We start from the raw sequence: 15,704 nt of genomic DNA, 5'->3' as shown, positions 1-15,704 counted from the left end.
ATGACCGATCCGATAGTCCTGGTGGCGACAATGGTCGCCAAGCCCGGCCAGGAAGAGCTGGTGGAGAAGACGCTGACGGCGGCGCTGCCCAAGGTGCACGCCGAACCCGGATGCCTGCTGTACGCCCTGCACCGCAAGGCGGGCACCACCGGTGAGTTCGTCATGATCGAGAAGTGGGCCTCGCGGGAGGCGCTCGGCGCGCACATGAAGGGTGCCGTCATGCGGGAGGTCGGCGGCGCCCTGGCGCAGGCACTGGCCGGCCCCCCGGACATGGTCTTCCTGGACGCGATCCCCGCCGGCGACCCGGACGCCGGCGCCGTCTGACCGAGTAGGCGACCGGGCCGGCCGGCACACCGGCCGGCCCCGGGTTCCCCACGAAACCGAGGAGCTTTCCCATGAAGAGCCTGATGTTCGTCGCGCCCGGACAACTGCGCTTCGACGAGGTCGACGCCCCCACCCTTGTCGAGGGCACGGACGCGCTCGTACGCCCGCTCGCGGCCACGACCTGCGATCTCGACCACCATGTCATCGACGACAGAACGCCGTTCTCCGCGTTCGGCCCGTTCCCGATCGGCCACGAGTGCGTGGGCACGGTCGTCGAGGTCGGCCCCGACTGCACGGATGTCGCCGTCGGCGACATCGTCGGCGTCGCATGGCACATAGCCTGCGGCAGCTGCGCGCAGTGCGAGCTCGGACACCCGGCCCGCTGTCTCGTCCACGGCGACGCCCAGTACGGACTTCCGGTGAACGGTGCCTGGGGCGGCACCTTCGACGAACTCATCCGCGTCCCCTACGCGGACTACAACCTCGCCAAGCTGCCCGCCGGCGTCGATCCGGTACACCTGGCGTCGATCGGCGACAACCTCGCCCTCGGCTGGGAGACGGTGATGCCGACCGTCGCCGGGATCACCGACCCGAAGATCGCGGTCTTCGGCGGCACCGGCTCCATCGGCCTGTACGTGGTCGACGTAGCCGTCCACTGCGCCCGCGCCCGCACCGTGTACTACGACGACGACCCGGTCAGGATGAAGGTCGCCGAGCAGCTCGGCGCGGAGGTCCACGACATCAACGGCAAGCGGGAGAAGGACTTCCACCTCGCCGTGGACGCCAGCTGCGACGCCGCGCGGCTGCGCAAGGCGCTGCTGTCGGTCATGCCCGAGGGTTACGTCAACAGCGTCGGCATCTACTTCGACGAGGTGCAGCTCCCGCTGCTCTCGCTGTACCAGCGTGGAGTCCACTTCCACAACGGCAAGGGACACGCGCGGCCGAACATGACGCCGACGCTGGAAGCGGTGGCCTCCGGGACGCTCCATCCCGAGCTGGTCACCAGCGGGGTGTACGGCTGGGACGAGATCCCCGACGTGCTGACCTCGGGCCGCGCCGGCCACAAGCCGATCTTCGTCCTGGAGAGCTGAGGCACCGCGGCCGGCGGCCCGCGACAGCGGTCGGTGATGCGGGGCGCGGGCGATCGGAGCGGTCCCCGGCATGACAAGCTGTGCTTTCCACTGCTCGGTCCCAGGAGGTCACCATGGCTGCAGAGTCTCCATCACCCGAAGGCGCGGAGCCGGTTGACGGCGAGAGCGCCGCACTCGCGCCCGACGATGGCGGTCAGGACGACGGTCAGGACGACCTGAAGCGCAAGTTCCGGGAGGCACTCGCGCGCAAGCGTGGTCAGCAGGCTGACGCCGTCGACGGCGCTGCGAACAGCGACAGGTCGAAGATCCACGGCGCGCACGGCCCGGCCGCGAGCCAGCGGTCGTTCCGTCGAAAGAGCGGTGGCTGAGCCGAACCGCCTTCAGACGGCCTCTGGACGGGACTCCGCTCAGCAGGATTCCGGCCGCGTCTGAGGAAGCCATGTGACCTGTTGTGGCAGACCGCCCCCCATGGTGGGGGCGGTCTGTTCGTATCGCCGGTTGAGTCGCGATGGCCTCATCGGTCGGCTTGTAGAAGGCGCGTATCGGGGTACCTGGGTCGGCATGGCACCGGAAACTGATCACGCCGCATCCGTACGAGCCCTGCGTCAACTGCGCCGAATCCGCCTCTTCTATGCCGGAGGCGTCGTCCTGTGGGCGGTCTCGGCCGCGTTGGTGGGATGGGACGACCCCGGAAGTCGGCAAATGTGGGTGTCGGTGGTTTTGTTGCTGGTCTTCACCGGCCTGCTGTCGGCGACGTCCGTGTGGCTGGGGCGTCGGCAGGCTGCCGGGGCCGACGGCCCCGTGCACCACGCCGCTCCGCGGCGGACGCCGTGGCATGGTCAGGCCAACGCCTGAGCGTGCGGAAACCGGCCGAGCGTCGGACTCCCCCTGTGCGTGCACCCGCCGGGCGAGGTGCTCGGCGGGCTCACGCTGGTGCTGGAGGCGCTGAAGGTCTCTCAGCAGGAGTCGTACCACTTGTGGGCGGGGGTGTCGTCGTTCGTGCTCTCGCCGCCGCCTGATCCGTTGTTCGGGAAGTTTCAGTCGGCGTGCTCGTGCGCGTAGAAGTAGCCGTCCGTCGGGGCTCCCGCCGGGCCCGCCGCGACCGTGTCCCACGACGACTGGCCCCGCTCGGTACGAGGGCGATGGCCCGCAGCGGCGGCAGGGCACTCTCCGGGGCGGTTACCCCAGTGTCCAGGTCTGGTTGTCCCGTCCGTTGCATTCGAACAGGACCGCCCCCGTGCCGCTCGCGCCGCCGAAGATGTCGACGCACATCTGCGCCTGGTCAGCCCTCAGTTCCGTACCGGCGAGACGGAACTCCTGGCTCGTACGGCCGTCGCAGCCGGCCAACTGGACCTCGGTCCGGCTGTCCGTCGCCCCACCGGCCGCGGTCATGCACTTCCCGGAGGACCGCACGGTGCCGTCCGATCCGATGCGCCACCGCTGCGCGGCGGACCCGTCGCACGTGGCCTGGAACAGCTGGATGCCCTCGGTCCCGGCGCCGCCGCTCAGGCACTTGCCCGAGGCGGCGACCAGCAGGGGACGGCCGGGCTGGGAGTCCGAGCCGCCGGATCCACTCGCTGGGGACGTGTCATCGTCACCGGACTCCTGCCCGGCAGTCTTCTGCGAGGACTTGGACGTCGGCTCGGACGGAGCGGGCACGGTCGGCGACGCGCCGCCAGAACCCGCGGTACTCGCGGAACTGTCCGAACTCGCCGAACTCGACGGCGAGGAGACAGGAGAGGAGGCCGCGGCCGTGCCCGGGGAGTCCGGCGCGTTGGCGTCCCCGACTGTCAGCGGATTGTCCGACGCCGTGGCGCCGGTGCCGTGACTGTCCTTCTCCGGTGTCGCCAGGACCAACCACGCGGACGTGATGAGTAGCGCCATGACGGCGGCCACCGCAGCGAACCCGACCGGCTTCCTCCATCGGCCCGCAGACCCCTTGCCTCGCGGATCGGGAGTGCCGGCGGGCGGACGTTCGGCGGACACCTCGACAGCGGACGCCCCGCGAATCGCGAGCCGCGAGTCCGGGTCCGCCTTCCGGCCCGGCCCTGAAGCGGGAGCAAGAGCCGGAATCGGAATCGGAGTTGCGGCGTCGTCGGCCGCCGCGCGGACTCCGGCCGGCACGCGCAGGAGGCGTTCGGCGTCCTCGGCCGACAGTCGCTCCGACGGCTTACTGGCGAGCAGGCCCTGGATCAGGGGGGTCAGCGGCCCGGCGGACCGGACCTGGGGGACGGGCTCCATGGCGATGGCGTACATGGTCCCCGTCACCGAGTCCCGCAGGAACGGTGACCGGCCGTCCACCGCCTGGAAGAGCGTGGCGCCCAGCCCCCACAGATCGGCCTCGGGGCCCGGAGGCGCGCCGACGAGGCGCTCGGGGGCGATGAAGTCGACCGACCCGACCAGTTGGCCGGTACGGGTGAGAGCCGAGGCCTCGGAGGCCTGGGCGATGCCGAAGTCGGTGAGAACCACCCGGCCGTCCTCGGCCAGCAGTACGTTCGCCGGCTTCACGTCCCGGTGCAGGATCCCGGCCCGGTGCGCCGCCCGCAGGGCCGCGAGCACCTCGCGGCCGATCCTGGCGGCCTCTTCGGGCGGGACGGGGCCGTGCTCCTCGGTCAGATCGGCGAGGGTGGTGGAAGGCACGTACTCCATGACGATGGCGGGCAGGCCCTCGTCGACCACGACGTCATGGACGACGATCACATTGGGGTGGCTGATCCGTGCCGCGCTGCGGGCCTCGCGCCGAGTGCGCTCGAACAGGATGGCCAGTTCGTGGTCGTCGAGCTGCGGCTGGGGGTGGAGTTTCTTGACGGCGACCTGGCGCGCGAGGAGATCGTCGTGGGCGCGCCAGACGGTTCCCATGCCTCCCCGGCCGATCCGGTCGAGGAGGCGGTATCGGCCGGCGATCAGCCGTCCTTCGTCGGACACCGTGGGTTCCTTTCGGCTGCTTCGGGGCCGATCCGGTCGGCGGCCGACACGGGACCTCTCCGGCCGGGGAGCCGTTCAACGGACCCTTGGCTGCTGGCTGTTGCACGGAGCGCTGTCAGCCAAGAGGGTGAGCATACGTCCGTTCGGACACGCATTCGCACCGGCCACGCCCATCATCGTCGCTCATCGGAGAAGCCCGGGGGAGCGGACAGATCGCGGCGGCCGACCGATCGCCGGGGACGGTCGCACAGCTCCACAGGACGGATGCGCTGCCCGCGATGACGTGAGCCTGCCGCAGTTCGGAGAAGCCCGGGGGAGCGGACAGATCGCGGCGGCCGACCGATCGCCGGGGACGGTCGCGCAGCTCCACAGGACGGATGCGCTGCCCGCGATGACGTGAGCCTGCCGCAGTTCGGAGAAGGCTCGGGGCGAGGGGCGTTCGGAGCAGAATTTCCGAAACCGGGCGATCGGCGCATCCAACCATCCGGCTGTCCCGATTGTCTGACAGGGCATCGCACCATAGGGGAACCAGAAGGGGGCTGCTCGCCGATGAAACGCTTGACAACGGTGCTGGCAACGCTGGCGCTGGTATTAGCGGGGGGAGGCGCTGTTCCGGCTGCCGCCGCGACCGCCACCGCTGCCGCACCGCAGGCCGCCGCTTGCGAGACGGGCTGGGGAAGTCAGAACAAGTCGGAACCGGGATCGCTCGCGATGACCGGTGCCCTGGCGAACGTCCGGACCGGCCGTCACGCCTGCTACGACCGGATGGTCTTCGACATTCCGGGCATGACCACGGCCGATCCGGCCCTGTACTGGGTGCAGTATGTGCCCGACTTCAACCACGTCCCGTCCCAGACCGGGATCCCCGTCAAGGGTGGGGCGATCATCGAGATCGAGTTCACCGCACCGGTCAACACGTCGCAGTATCCGGTCGAACTGGCTGATCCGCTGCCGGGGCTGGACTTCACCGGCTACCAGACCTTCAGGGACGCCAAGTTCGGCGGCTACTACTACTCGGGCACGCATATCGGCCTCGGGGTCCGGGCCAAACTGCCGTTCCGGGTGCTGGTGCTGCCCGGACGGATCGTGGTGGACGTGGCGCACAGCTGGTAGCCGAGTACCGGCTATCCGGCGTCGACGCTGACCCGACAAGCGGCCACGGCAGGGCGTGCGTGACCGCTTTCGTCAGGTCGTAGGAGACCCGATGCGGAGTGGACGCTCATTTTCGGGGCGGCACGTCCGGCGCTGGAAATGGATAGACCCTTCCGATTGGTGGGCCGGCGGGTATGAACCCTGGCGCCCGGCACTCCGACGGTCCCGCTGCTCAGCCTCTGCGCAGTGACGCCGAGCGCAACAGGGAGCGGATCATCGCCGTCATAGGACGCCGGTCTCAGCGTGGATGGCGGCCGGTTCCCTCTGGATCGGGCGCCGGACGATGTTCGCGAGGACATCGGTGGTGTCACTGTGGTCCCCAGGTGCGTTTGTGTACTCGGCAGAGAGGGAGACGGTGTGCAGCCCAATGAACTTCGACGCGCAGTTGAGGCAGGACGGGCGACAGCTTCGGAGCTGGGCCTCCGGGTCGACGATGTAGTCGTCATCCACAACTCGGACCGCGTCGCGCTGCACCTGATCCCTTGTGGGGTGCTGGCTCGGGTCGCTCCTTCGGGGCAGCTGGCCGATTCCGAGTTCGAAGTAGAGGTCGCTCGCCGTCTCGCCTACGTCGACGCGCCGGTGGCTGAGCTGGACCCTCGGGTCGAACCCCGTGTCCATGTGCGTGATGCCTTCGCCATCTCCCTCTGGACCTACTACGAACCTGTGGGATCAGAGGTCGCGCCGGCCGACTACGCGGACGCGTTCACACGGCACCATGCCGCCCTGCGGGAGATCGATCTGGTTGCACCGCACTTCACCGATCGGGTCGCCGGGGCGCTGAGGGAGGTGAACGACCGGGTGCGGTCCCCCGAACTGCACGACGCCGACCGGCAATTCCTCAGTGACACCCTCGGTGGACTGAGCGCAGCGATCAGCGTCTCGAACGCCGACGACCAGCTGCTGCACGGCGAGCCGCATCCCGGGAACCTCCTCAACACGAGGAGAGGGCCGCTCTTCGTGGATCTCGCCACATGCTGCCGTGGTCCGATCGAGTTCGACCTCGCTCATGCGCCCGAAGAAGTGGGCAGGCGCTACGCCGGGGCCGACCAGGACCTGGTTCACCGGTGCCGCGCTCTGAACTGGGCGATGTTCTCGGCCTGGCGCTGGCGCGAGGGCGATCAAATGCCTGACCGGGACCGCCGGCGGGCTGAGGGACTCGACCGGGTTCGTGCCGCACTCGACCGCTGCGGGCTGGGCTGAGAAACCCACAGAAGGCCCATGACGCACTGAAGTTGGAGCCTGTCAGTGAACTCGGTCCCCGCACTGCGCCGGAATCAGCAGGGCAGGAAAGCGCACGCAGACCACGGGCGGCCCGATCTGGTTCATCAAGACGCCGGCCCCCGGACAATGACCGTCATGACGTCTCTCCACGCCAACCCCTTCTTCAGCCGCCTCGCCGATTCCGAACGGATCCTCGTCGCGGGCGCGGGTGGCGGCTTCGACATCTACTCCGGCCTGCCGTTGGCCCTCTCCCTCCTGCATCAGGGCAAGGAGGTCCATCTCGCCAACCTGTCCTTCAGCGCACTCGCCGGGCTCCCCCTCGACGACTGGGCCGCCCCCGACCTGGCCGCCGTCACTCCCGACTCCGCCCTGCACCAGAACTACTTCCCGGAGCGGACCCTCGCGCAGTGGCTGCGCCTAAACGGCTACCCGTCCACCGTGTATGCCTTCCCCCAGACCGGGGTACGCCCGCTGCGCGCTGCCTACCAAGCACTGATCGAGCTGCACGACATCGACGCTGTGGTGCTGGTCGACGGCGGAACGGACATTTTGATGCGCGGTGACGAATCCGGGCTCGGCACTCCCGAGGAGGACCTCACCAGCGTGGCGGCGCTGGCCGCGCTGGACTCCATACCGACCCGGCTCGTCGTGTCAGTGGGCTTCGGCGTGGACGCGTACCACGGCGTCAACCACGTGCACGTACTGGAGAACATCGCCGCGCTGGAGCGCGACGGCGCGTACCTCGGCGCGTTCTCGATGCCGCGCGCCACCCGTGAGGGCGCGCTCTACCTCGACGCGGTGACACACGCTCAGCACCACACCCCGGAGCACCCCAGCATCGTGAACGGATCGATCGCGGCGGCCGTGCGCGGCTCCTTCGGTGACGTCCGGTTCACTGATCGCACCCGGGGGAGCGAGTTGTTCGTGAACCCGCTGATGTCCCTGTACTTCGCCTTCGACCTCCCGGGCCTGGCCGCCCGCTGCCTCTACCTGGATCGGATCGAGGACACCCACCTGATGCGCCAAGTCCACTCGCGGATAGCCGAGTTCCGCGAGTCCAGAGTGACGCGCCCACCCCGCCGCTTCCCACACTAGGGACCACACCGACTTCGCGCGGTCCGGCGATGGAAACGGACCGGGTCCTGTGGGACTACGCCATCACATACCCCGGCGCCGCCCACCTTCCGCCCGGCGGCTTCCCGCATCCCGGCGATTCCCTGTCAAGTCACCGTGTTGAGATCCTCGGCTTGCTGACCTCAGCCGCACGCCCGTCGCCACCCGTAAAAACCTTCGCGTGTGCCGACGTCCGGATGATGAGGTGACACGGTGATGAACCACGATGAGGCGGCGGCTGTCCGGCCGTTGACACTGGCTTGGGTGAGCCGGCACCTGGAGGCCGGCGAGCGGATCGTCAAGGCCGCGGCACTGCACGGCGGCAGCACCGCCGAGATGCGGCGGCTGACCATCGGGATGCGGGACGGAGGCACCCGTGACCTGGTGCTGCGGACCTACGTCGACCCGTTCTACGTGGAGCACGCCGAGGGCGGGCTGGATGGGGAGGCCGGCGCCCTGACCCTGCTCACGGGGACCGGCGTGCCGGCTCCTTCACTGGTCGCGGTTGATCCGACCGCCACGCAGTGCGAGTTTCCGTCGCTCCTGATGACACATCTGGCGGGCCGGACGGTCCTCGACGATCAGGGAGTGGAGACGCGTGTTCGCCTGCTGGCCCGCCAACTCGTGGCGATTCACGCGCTACGACCCGTCGAGCGGCCCCGAGAATATGTGACGTTGACGACCGCCGACACCGTCGTCGTCCCGAAGGGCGCCGACGCGGCCGTATGGACCGCGGCGATCGACGTGATCCGCAAGCCCGCGCCGCCCTGTGAAGGGCGCTTCCTGCACCGGGACTTCCAGCCCGGCAACGTGCTGTTCGACGTACCGCCTTCACACCCGGAAGATGCCCGGACCACCGGCGTCGTCGACTGGGCAGCGGCCTCCTGGGGGCCGGCGGATCTCGATGTGGCGCACTGCTCCGTCAATCTCGCGCTTCTGCACGGCCCGGCGTGGGGTATGCGGTTCGCCGAGGCGTACGAGGAGGCCGGCGGGGTATTGGCCGCGACCGCGAGCGAGCGGCTGTACTGGCGGGTGCGGGACGCGCTGGCCGCCTCGGAAGAAGTGCGGTCGGTGTCCCAGCCATGGCGGGAGGCCGGTAGGGCGGAGCTGACGACGCGAGCCGTGGAGGAGCGGCTGGATGCCTATGTCACCGCCTTGATGGACGCGCCGGGCTGACACCGGGACCCAGCAGCAGATGCCACGCGGACTTCGCGTACGTGACCTGACGAGGATTGTCCCGCGTGATCGACACCGGCCGCATCCGCCTGTTCTGCACGGACACCGGCCCCGTGGGCGCCTGCCGGGAGTGGTCGCCGCATAGCGAGGAGCTGGCCGAGCGATTCCGCGTGGTCGTCCCGGACCTGCGCGGCCACGGCCGCTCCGGGGTACCGGACCTGGGCAACACGCTGGTGAACATGGCGGACGACCTGGCCGCACTGATCGAGACCCTCGGCACCGGACCGGTGGTCGCCGTCGGCCACTCGATGGGTGGGCAGGTGGTCAACCTGCTCGCCGTACGGCACCCGGAGCTCGTCCGGTCGGTCATCGCCCTCGACCCCGCCCACGGTTCCCATAGCGCCGAAGTGGACGGGATCCCCGCGCGCCTGGCCGGCTACCGGGCACGCGGCGCCCGGGCAGCCGCCGAGTTCGTGGCCGGCGCGTTCTCCCCGGCCACCCCGCCCATGTCCGCACCGTGCTCGGCACCCCGGACCATGTCGTCGCCCAGTCGTACGCGCGCATGTGCACCGACCCGGACGCGGTCGGCATCCGCCCCCGGAGCGAGGCGTACCTGCGCCGCCGCGTCCAGCCGTCGCTGACCGTCTGGACCTCGGAGGGGGCCGTCGCCTGCGAGCGTGGCCTCCCCACCAACCTCAGTCCAGGATGGAGCACTGGCTCGGCGCCGGCCACTACCTGCACGAGGAGCGGCTCCAGGGCCCGGGACGCAGAGGGGCGACTGCCTGCTTCCGGGCCCCGCGGCCATCGGATGCTGCCCCTTAGGTCCTTCCCCGGTGGGGAGGGTTTCGTCTACAACCGGTAGACAGGGCACCCCAGTTACCGAGGAGGATCATCTGTGCACTCCGTTGATCGGGAGCACCGCGAGGCCGTGGGGCGGGCATCGGACGCGACGCGCCGGACGAAGGCGCCGACGGCGATGAGCAGTGCGTGGGTACGGCATCTGCAGCGCGTGGCTGCCGGCGGGGCCGGCCGGGAGACGGAGACCACCGGTCTGCCTCAGGTGCAGCGGGCCGCGGTGGACGAGGGTCTGCGGTCGTCGTCGCGGCCTCTCGACACCGCGCTGCTCGGCGAGATGGAGGAGCGGTTCGGGGGCGCTGACTTCAGCGGGGTGCGGGTGCATGACGGGCCGGCGGCGCAGCGTGCGGCCGCCTCGGTCGAGGCCAGGGCGTTCACCAGCGGCGTGCACATCGTCGATGGTGGAGGGATGTCGAAGAAGGACTGGGCGCACGAGCTGGCGCACACCCTCGACCAGGCGGCGGGACCTGTGCCGGGCACCGACAACGGCGCGGGCCTGAGCATCTCGAGCGAGGGTGACGAGGGCGAACGCCGGGCGGTCGCGGTGGCCGACCAGGTGATGGGCGCCCCCGCACCCGTCCAGCGCCTGCCGGCCGAGCAGGGGCACCTGTCCGACCATGAGGAGCACGGCCACGCGCATCCCCACGCGCATCCCCACGCCGGCCCGGCGTCCGTCCAGCGGATGCGCCAGAACGCCGCGACCGAGGATTCCGCCGAGCCCGAGCAGGCCGAGCGGAGTTCGGCGGCCGAAGGGGCAGGGAAGCAGGCCAAGGGGGCGGAAGCCATCGCCCGCCTGAGCCAGTCGATCGAACTGCACACGGTCCAGAAGAAGACGAAGAAGAACGTCTTCGCGCCGGGCACCTGGTGGCCCGAACAGTGGATGGTCGAAGGACCGGCCCGGCTCAGGAAGACCCTCGACCGGCGGGTGATGCGCGGCGAGGCGTTCAACGACCAGGATCTGGACGACATCAAACACCTCTCCGAGGTGAACGCGGAGTGGCTCCAGAAGGTGGGCATCGGCACCTACGAGCAGGCCGAGAAATACAGTGAGAGCGGGTTCAAGGACTGGCTGACGCTTCCCGCGGGCAAGCGCGTCCTCACGGCCACACTGGCCGTCCGCGCCAACCACCCGGCCGTGCGTGAGGCGGGTCAGGACACGCCCATCTCGCCGGACTACACGCTCGGCCGGTTCATGCTCAGCAAGGCGTCCGGTATCGGGCCGCAGGAGAAGCAGGACCTGGAGCGGGAGCGCGACCACCAGATCCGGGAGACGGCCATCGACACCCTGTACCCGGCCGGGATCGCACACGATCGCCGGCACCCGGCCGGGGTCCCCGAGACGAGTCCCACGACAGCCAAGGGCAAGGGCAAAGGCAAGAGCACGACGCCGACCCACGAGGCGAAGGACGCGCGGGCCCGAGAGATGCTCACCAAGGTGCTGCTCATCCTGCAGCACGGGCTGAAGCTGTACGACCCGGAGGCCGGGGCGCACGTGGCCGACTACGAGAAGGACGTCATCCGCGCCCTCGCCCACGGCGGCCGGGTCAACATCCGTATCCCCGCTCTGAGTTCCGCCGACGCTCCGGCCTACTCGCTGCCGGAGTTCCTGGGCGTGACCCAGAACGACCGTTCGGACACCCGTGCGGGGGACGTCGTCGACCGCGGCTTCGCCACGCACCGGACCTCCATCGGAGACAACAAGGAGGGCAGGCCCGGCACGTTCAAGGAGAAGGGGGGCCTCTTGGCGTCGGCCACCAACGTGGTGTCCATGGGTGCGGACCGTCCGGACCTGTGGGGGCAGGACATCTCCGGCGGCGGTCTCGGCTCCAAGGACTGGAACGGCGATGTGGTGCTGCCGAACGGGTCGTACGGCCACATGCTGCTGATCCACCACCGGCCGACCACGAAAAAGGACGGCTCGCTGCAGATCGGCATCGAGACCCTGGCGCCGCATGCCACCAGTCCGGTGGGCTACGAGCACGACTTCCGCTCCACCGAGGCCACCGCCAACCCGGAGTCGGTCATGCACGGCCACAAGGGTGACAAGGTCGGCTCGGGCGGCCTGGGCAAGAACGAACGCATGGTCGAGCTGGGGGAGATGGGCAGGGCCCATCCCAGCGGCGACTGGCGCACGTTCCTGGACGAGATCAAGACGCAGTGGGACGCCTTGCTGGCGGGGACCGAGGAAGGGTCGACGGAGCGGCGGGCCCTGTACGAGGGACTGGTCGGCCCCCGGACACAGCCGCCATCCTGACGACAGTGGCCGGGCCGCTCAAGGGATCCGGCGACCGCGGGCAGGGGTGTGTCCGCACGGCGCGGCGACCGCCGACCGGGAGGCGCCGCACGGGCGGGCGGGCCGGTGCGGCGGGCGACGAAAGAGTGACAGGGAGTGACGGAGGCGGGGTCGGGTCCCGCAGGTCTGTGCTCATGGTGGAGAATCGCTGCCATGAGTGAGAACGTCTACTTCCAGGTTTCCGCGAACGGTGAGGACCTCGGGCGCATCGTCTTCCGGCTGTTCGACGATGTCGTGCCGAAGACCGCCCGCAACTTCCGCGAGCTGGCCACCGGCCAGAACGGTTTCGGCTACAAGGGTGCCCCCTTCCACCGTGTCATCCCCGAGTTCATGCTGCAGGGCGGTGACTTCACCAACGGCAACGGCACGGGCGGCAAGAGCATCTACGGTGAGAAGTTCGCCGACGAGAACTTCCAGCTCAAGCACGACCGGCCGTTCCTGCTGAGCATGGCCAACGCTGGTCCGAACTCCAACGGCTCGCAGTTCTTCATCACCACCGTTGTGACCCCGTGGCTCGACGGCAAGCACGTCGTCTTCGGTGAGGTCGTCGAGGGCGCGGACATCGTCAAGACGATCGAGGCGCTCGGCAACCGCTCCGGCTCCACCTCGAAGAAGCTCGTCATCGAGGAGAGCGGCGTCGTCTCCCCCGCCTGATCATCACCAGTGGTGTGCCTGCGGCTACTGGACACGGCAAGTGTCCAGAGCTGCCGGAGGGCGCGCCGCCACTGACGGGGGACGGGCTGGGTGCCGTCGGCGCCCGGCCCTGTCCCGGGTGGTGTCTGCCGCCGCCCTTCGCCACCAGCCCGGGTCGGTGCCCCACGAGGTTGACAGCCAAGGTCTCCTGCGTGCCCCCTCCCGGCGGAGAACGTCCAGCCCAATGACGAGTGCCGGCCGCGTACGCCAGCGGCCTGCTCCTGGCCCGTGAACATCCCGCGTCCACAGGCGAGTTGATGGAACGTCACATGCTGCCCCCGGTTGACCGCCCCTCCGGGCGATGTCACCGGCCGGTTCGTGCGAGGCCCTCGTCGAGAGTCCCGGCCCGCCGGAGGGGTTGGAAGTGGACGTGACCGTCGGACGTGTCCACGCGAACGGGCATACCACGGGCCTCAGCGTTCGGCCACCGAACCAAGGCCGAGATACGTGGTTTCACGGATGGCTCGGAGGCGTGCGTCCGGCACGCTGACGGCAGGGGGTTTTTCGGGTGCGCCGGCCGATGGGGATGTCATGCGGAACGCGAGCGGGCGTTGGCACCGGATCACCGCCGACGGGGGCGCCCGCCGCTCGTGGACCGACTCCACCTCAGCCGACGCACCGTGGAGACGCGCCTGTCCTCGATCTACCTCAAGCTGTCCGTACCGTCCAGATCGGCGCTGTCCCGCCTCGTGACCCGCATCGGGTCGAAGCCGGCTCGTGAGCGCCCCGGTACACCGTGGCGCCGTGCGGCAGGGCTCAGATCCAGGTGTCGAGCCACATCCTGGCGTGCCAGTCGGCGTACGGGATCGTCTGCCCGGAGTAGATCGGGAAGAAGTAGATGAAGTTCCAGGCGATGAGCAGGACGAGCACACCCGCGGCCACCGCGCCTCGCACCCGGCGCCCGTCAGCCGCGCCCGGCGGCCCCAGCAGAGCTCCCAGCATCATGGTGACGGCCAGGCACAGGTACGGCACGAAGACGATCGCGTAGAACGAGAAGATCGTGCGGTCCTGGTACAGGAACCACGGCAGATAGCCGGCACCCACGGCGCACAGGATGGCGCCGGCACGCCAGTCGCGGCGCAGCGCCCACCGGTAGAGCAGATACACGAGCGCGCAGCATGCCGCCCACCACAGCAGCGGTGTGCCCAGGGCGAGGACCGCCTGTGAGCAGTCGCTCGTCGTGGGGCAGCCGTCGGTGCCGGGTTTCGGTGACTGGTAGTGGAACAGCACGGGCCGGCCCTGGATCGGCCAACTCCAGGGGTTCGACTCGTACTTGTGCGGAATGTGCAGACCGATGTTGAACCGGTACACCCCTGACTCGTAGTGCCACAGGCTGCGCAACGGCGCCGGAATCCACGACCAGGCGCCGCCGCGGTCGTCGGCCCAGTGGCGTCCGTAGCCGTCGTCGGACAGGAACCAGCCGGTCCATGTCGCCAGATACGTCATCACGGCGACCGGAACGACGGTCAGCACCGACCTGCCGAGGTCCTTGCGCAGTACCGCGCGGTAGGGGTGGTGCGCTCCCGCCACGCGGCGCGAGCCGACATCCCACAGCAGGGTGAGGACCACGAAGAAGACGAGGAAGTACAGACCGTTCCACTTGGTCGATGCCGCCAGCCCCAGAAAGAGGCCCGCTGCCGCTCGCCAGGGCCGCACTCCCGTTCCGGCGTGATCGCCGGTGTGCGCGTCGGGTCGTACCCTGCCGTCCTCGTCGACCGGCAGTGCCGCCGCGAGCCGGGCGCGCGCGTGGTCGCGGTCGACGAGCAGGCTCGCGAACGCCGCCAGTACGAAGAACATGACGACGAGGTCGAGCAGAGCGGTGCGGCTCATCACGTAGTGCAGGCCGTCCACCGCCATCAGTGCCCCGGCGAGGCAGCCCAGCAGTGTCGAACGGAGCAGACGGCGCCCTACCCGGCACAGCATCAGCACCGACAGGGTGCCGAGTACCGCCGTCATGAAGCGCCAGCCGAACGGGGTGAGGCCGAACGCCCACTCGCCGACGGCTATCACCCACTTGCCCGTGGGCGGGTGCGCGACGAAGGAGCCGGTGTCGGAGAGCGGGATCACCTGCGGATCGGCCAGGATCTGCGGGTCGGCGATCTTGCGGTCCGGCCAGGTGCCCTCGTAACCGAGCCGCAGCAAGGACCAGCCGTCCTTGGCGTAGTACGTCTCGTCGAACACCACCGCCCGTGGGCTGCCCAGACGCCAGAAGCGTGGCAGCCCGGCGCACAACGTCACCAGCAGCGGCCAGCCCCACCCCGACCAGCGCGGCGCAGCCGCCCAGGACAGCCCGCACGGATCGCGGAGCCGTGGTGGCCGTGGTCGTGGTGCGGGAAAGGGCGCGACGAGACGGTCGTGCACAGACGCGTGCGCGTGCCCGGCGTACCCGAAACCCTGCAGCCGCCGCTCCCAGGAGATCGGCGGGCGATCCGCCGCGTTCCCCGTCACGGGGACGGGCGCGGGCGCGTTCTTCTGGATCACGTGGTGGGTTTTCCGCTCGTGATGAGGCGGTACGGCATCGGCCGCGGCCGGGTGGCCGGCGTGGAGGCCGGATTCGAACCCTCCTCGGCGGTCGACGCGGGGCGGACCACCGGCGGCCCCGGGACCGACTCGGCGGAGGTGACGGGGCGGGGCCGGGGCGTGGTATCGCCGTGGGCGACGGTGTCCGACAGGGCCATCAGCCCGACTCCGAACCCGGCGATCGCCAGCGCGGAACCGGTGGCCATCCATGCCGTCCGGGACCGCTGCCGGGCGCGCACGGCAACTCGTAGACGGTGTCGGTGCCGGTCCTCGTACGGCGTGTCCTGCCGGCTGTCACGCAGCATCCGCGCCAGGTCCTGCTCGAAGTGATCCATGGCTCC

General features: G+C 69.9%; 14 protein-coding genes. 11 read left to right on the top strand and 3 right to left on the bottom strand.

What is annotated here, in order from left to right:
- From QA861_RS01870 to QA861_RS01855, 4 genes are all read left to right on the top strand, one after another.
- The gene (locus tag QA861_RS01870; RefSeq protein WP_334586408.1) at positions 1–324 is read left to right on the top strand and encodes a putative quinol monooxygenase; all 324 of its coding nucleotides are present in this window, start codon (positions 1–3) and stop codon (positions 322–324) included.
- Positions 325–395: 71 nt separating this feature from the next.
- Complete coding sequence (locus tag QA861_RS01865; RefSeq protein WP_334586407.1) at positions 396–1,415, top strand: zinc-dependent alcohol dehydrogenase; 1,020 nt, start codon at positions 396–398, stop codon at positions 1,413–1,415.
- 113 nt (positions 1,416–1,528) lie between these two features.
- Entirely contained in the window at positions 1,529–1,783 is a 255-nt protein-coding gene (locus QA861_RS01860; protein ID WP_334586406.1) for a DUF5302 domain-containing protein, read from the top strand.
- A 193-nt stretch (positions 1,784–1,976) separates the two neighbouring features.
- Positions 1,977–2,270 (top strand): hypothetical protein, encoded by a 294-nt coding sequence (locus QA861_RS01855; protein WP_334586405.1) that lies wholly within the window; start codon positions 1,977–1,979, stop codon positions 2,268–2,270.
- Positions 2,271–2,594: 324 nt separating this feature from the next.
- Here QA861_RS01855 and QA861_RS01850 read toward each other — a convergent pair whose 3' ends face one another.
- Positions 2,595–4,340: a protein kinase domain-containing protein gene (locus tag QA861_RS01850; RefSeq protein WP_334586404.1), complete on the bottom strand. Its 1,746-nt coding sequence runs from the start codon at positions 4,338–4,340 to the stop codon at positions 2,595–2,597.
- Positions 4,341–4,889: 549 nt separating this feature from the next.
- On the opposite strand from QA861_RS01850, the gene QA861_RS01845 reads away from it, so the two are divergent.
- The 7 genes from QA861_RS01845 to QA861_RS01815 all read left to right on the top strand — a co-directional run bounded on the left by QA861_RS01845 (position 4,890) and on the right by QA861_RS01815 (position 12,804).
- Positions 4,890–5,453, top strand: a complete 564-nt coding sequence (locus QA861_RS01845; protein ID WP_334586403.1) for an AMIN-like domain-containing (lipo)protein — start codon at positions 4,890–4,892, stop codon at positions 5,451–5,453.
- Between the two features lie 396 nt (positions 5,454–5,849).
- Positions 5,850–6,692: a phosphotransferase gene (locus QA861_RS01840; RefSeq protein WP_334586402.1), complete on the top strand. Its 843-nt coding sequence runs from the start codon at positions 5,850–5,852 to the stop codon at positions 6,690–6,692.
- A 156-nt stretch (positions 6,693–6,848) separates the two neighbouring features.
- Positions 6,849–7,808 (top strand): DUF1152 domain-containing protein, encoded by a 960-nt coding sequence (locus QA861_RS01835; protein WP_334586401.1) that lies wholly within the window; start codon positions 6,849–6,851, stop codon positions 7,806–7,808.
- A gap of 234 nt (positions 7,809–8,042) precedes the next feature.
- A complete protein-coding gene (locus QA861_RS01830; protein ID WP_334586400.1) occupies positions 8,043–9,002 on the top strand; it encodes a phosphotransferase family protein in 960 nt (319 codons plus the stop codon).
- Positions 9,003–9,067: 65 nt separating this feature from the next.
- Complete coding sequence (locus QA861_RS01825) at positions 9,068–9,643, top strand: alpha/beta fold hydrolase (protein ID WP_334586399.1); 576 nt, start codon at positions 9,068–9,070, stop codon at positions 9,641–9,643.
- 254 nt (positions 9,644–9,897) lie between these two features.
- The gene (locus tag QA861_RS01820; protein WP_334586398.1) at positions 9,898–12,111 is read left to right on the top strand and encodes an eCIS core domain-containing protein; all 2,214 of its coding nucleotides are present in this window, start codon (positions 9,898–9,900) and stop codon (positions 12,109–12,111) included.
- Between the two features lie 192 nt (positions 12,112–12,303).
- On the top strand, positions 12,304–12,804 hold the full coding sequence (locus QA861_RS01815) for a peptidylprolyl isomerase (protein ID WP_334586397.1): 501 nt from the start codon (positions 12,304–12,306) through the stop codon (positions 12,802–12,804).
- Between the two features lie 795 nt (positions 12,805–13,599).
- Here the strand turns inward: QA861_RS01815 and QA861_RS01810 are convergent.
- Positions 13,600–15,324 carry a dolichyl-phosphate-mannose--protein mannosyltransferase gene (locus tag QA861_RS01810; protein ID WP_334586396.1) on the bottom strand — a complete coding sequence of 575 codons (1,725 nt, stop codon included), beginning with the start codon at positions 15,322–15,324 and terminating at the stop codon, positions 13,600–13,602.
- Positions 15,321–15,698 (bottom strand): hypothetical protein, encoded by a 378-nt coding sequence (locus QA861_RS01805; protein ID WP_334586395.1) that lies wholly within the window; start codon positions 15,696–15,698, stop codon positions 15,321–15,323. The genes QA861_RS01810 and QA861_RS01805 overlap by 4 nt, the downstream gene beginning before the upstream one ends.
- Positions 15,699–15,704: the final 6 nt, after the last annotated feature.

Origin of the sequence: Streptomyces sp. B21-083 (genome assembly GCF_036898825.1) — a bacterium.
Taxonomy (GTDB): domain Bacteria; phylum Actinomycetota; class Actinomycetes; order Streptomycetales; family Streptomycetaceae; genus Streptomyces.
The sequence above is the reverse complement of the archived record's forward strand: the minus strand, read 5'-3'. Positions and strand labels throughout refer to the sequence as shown.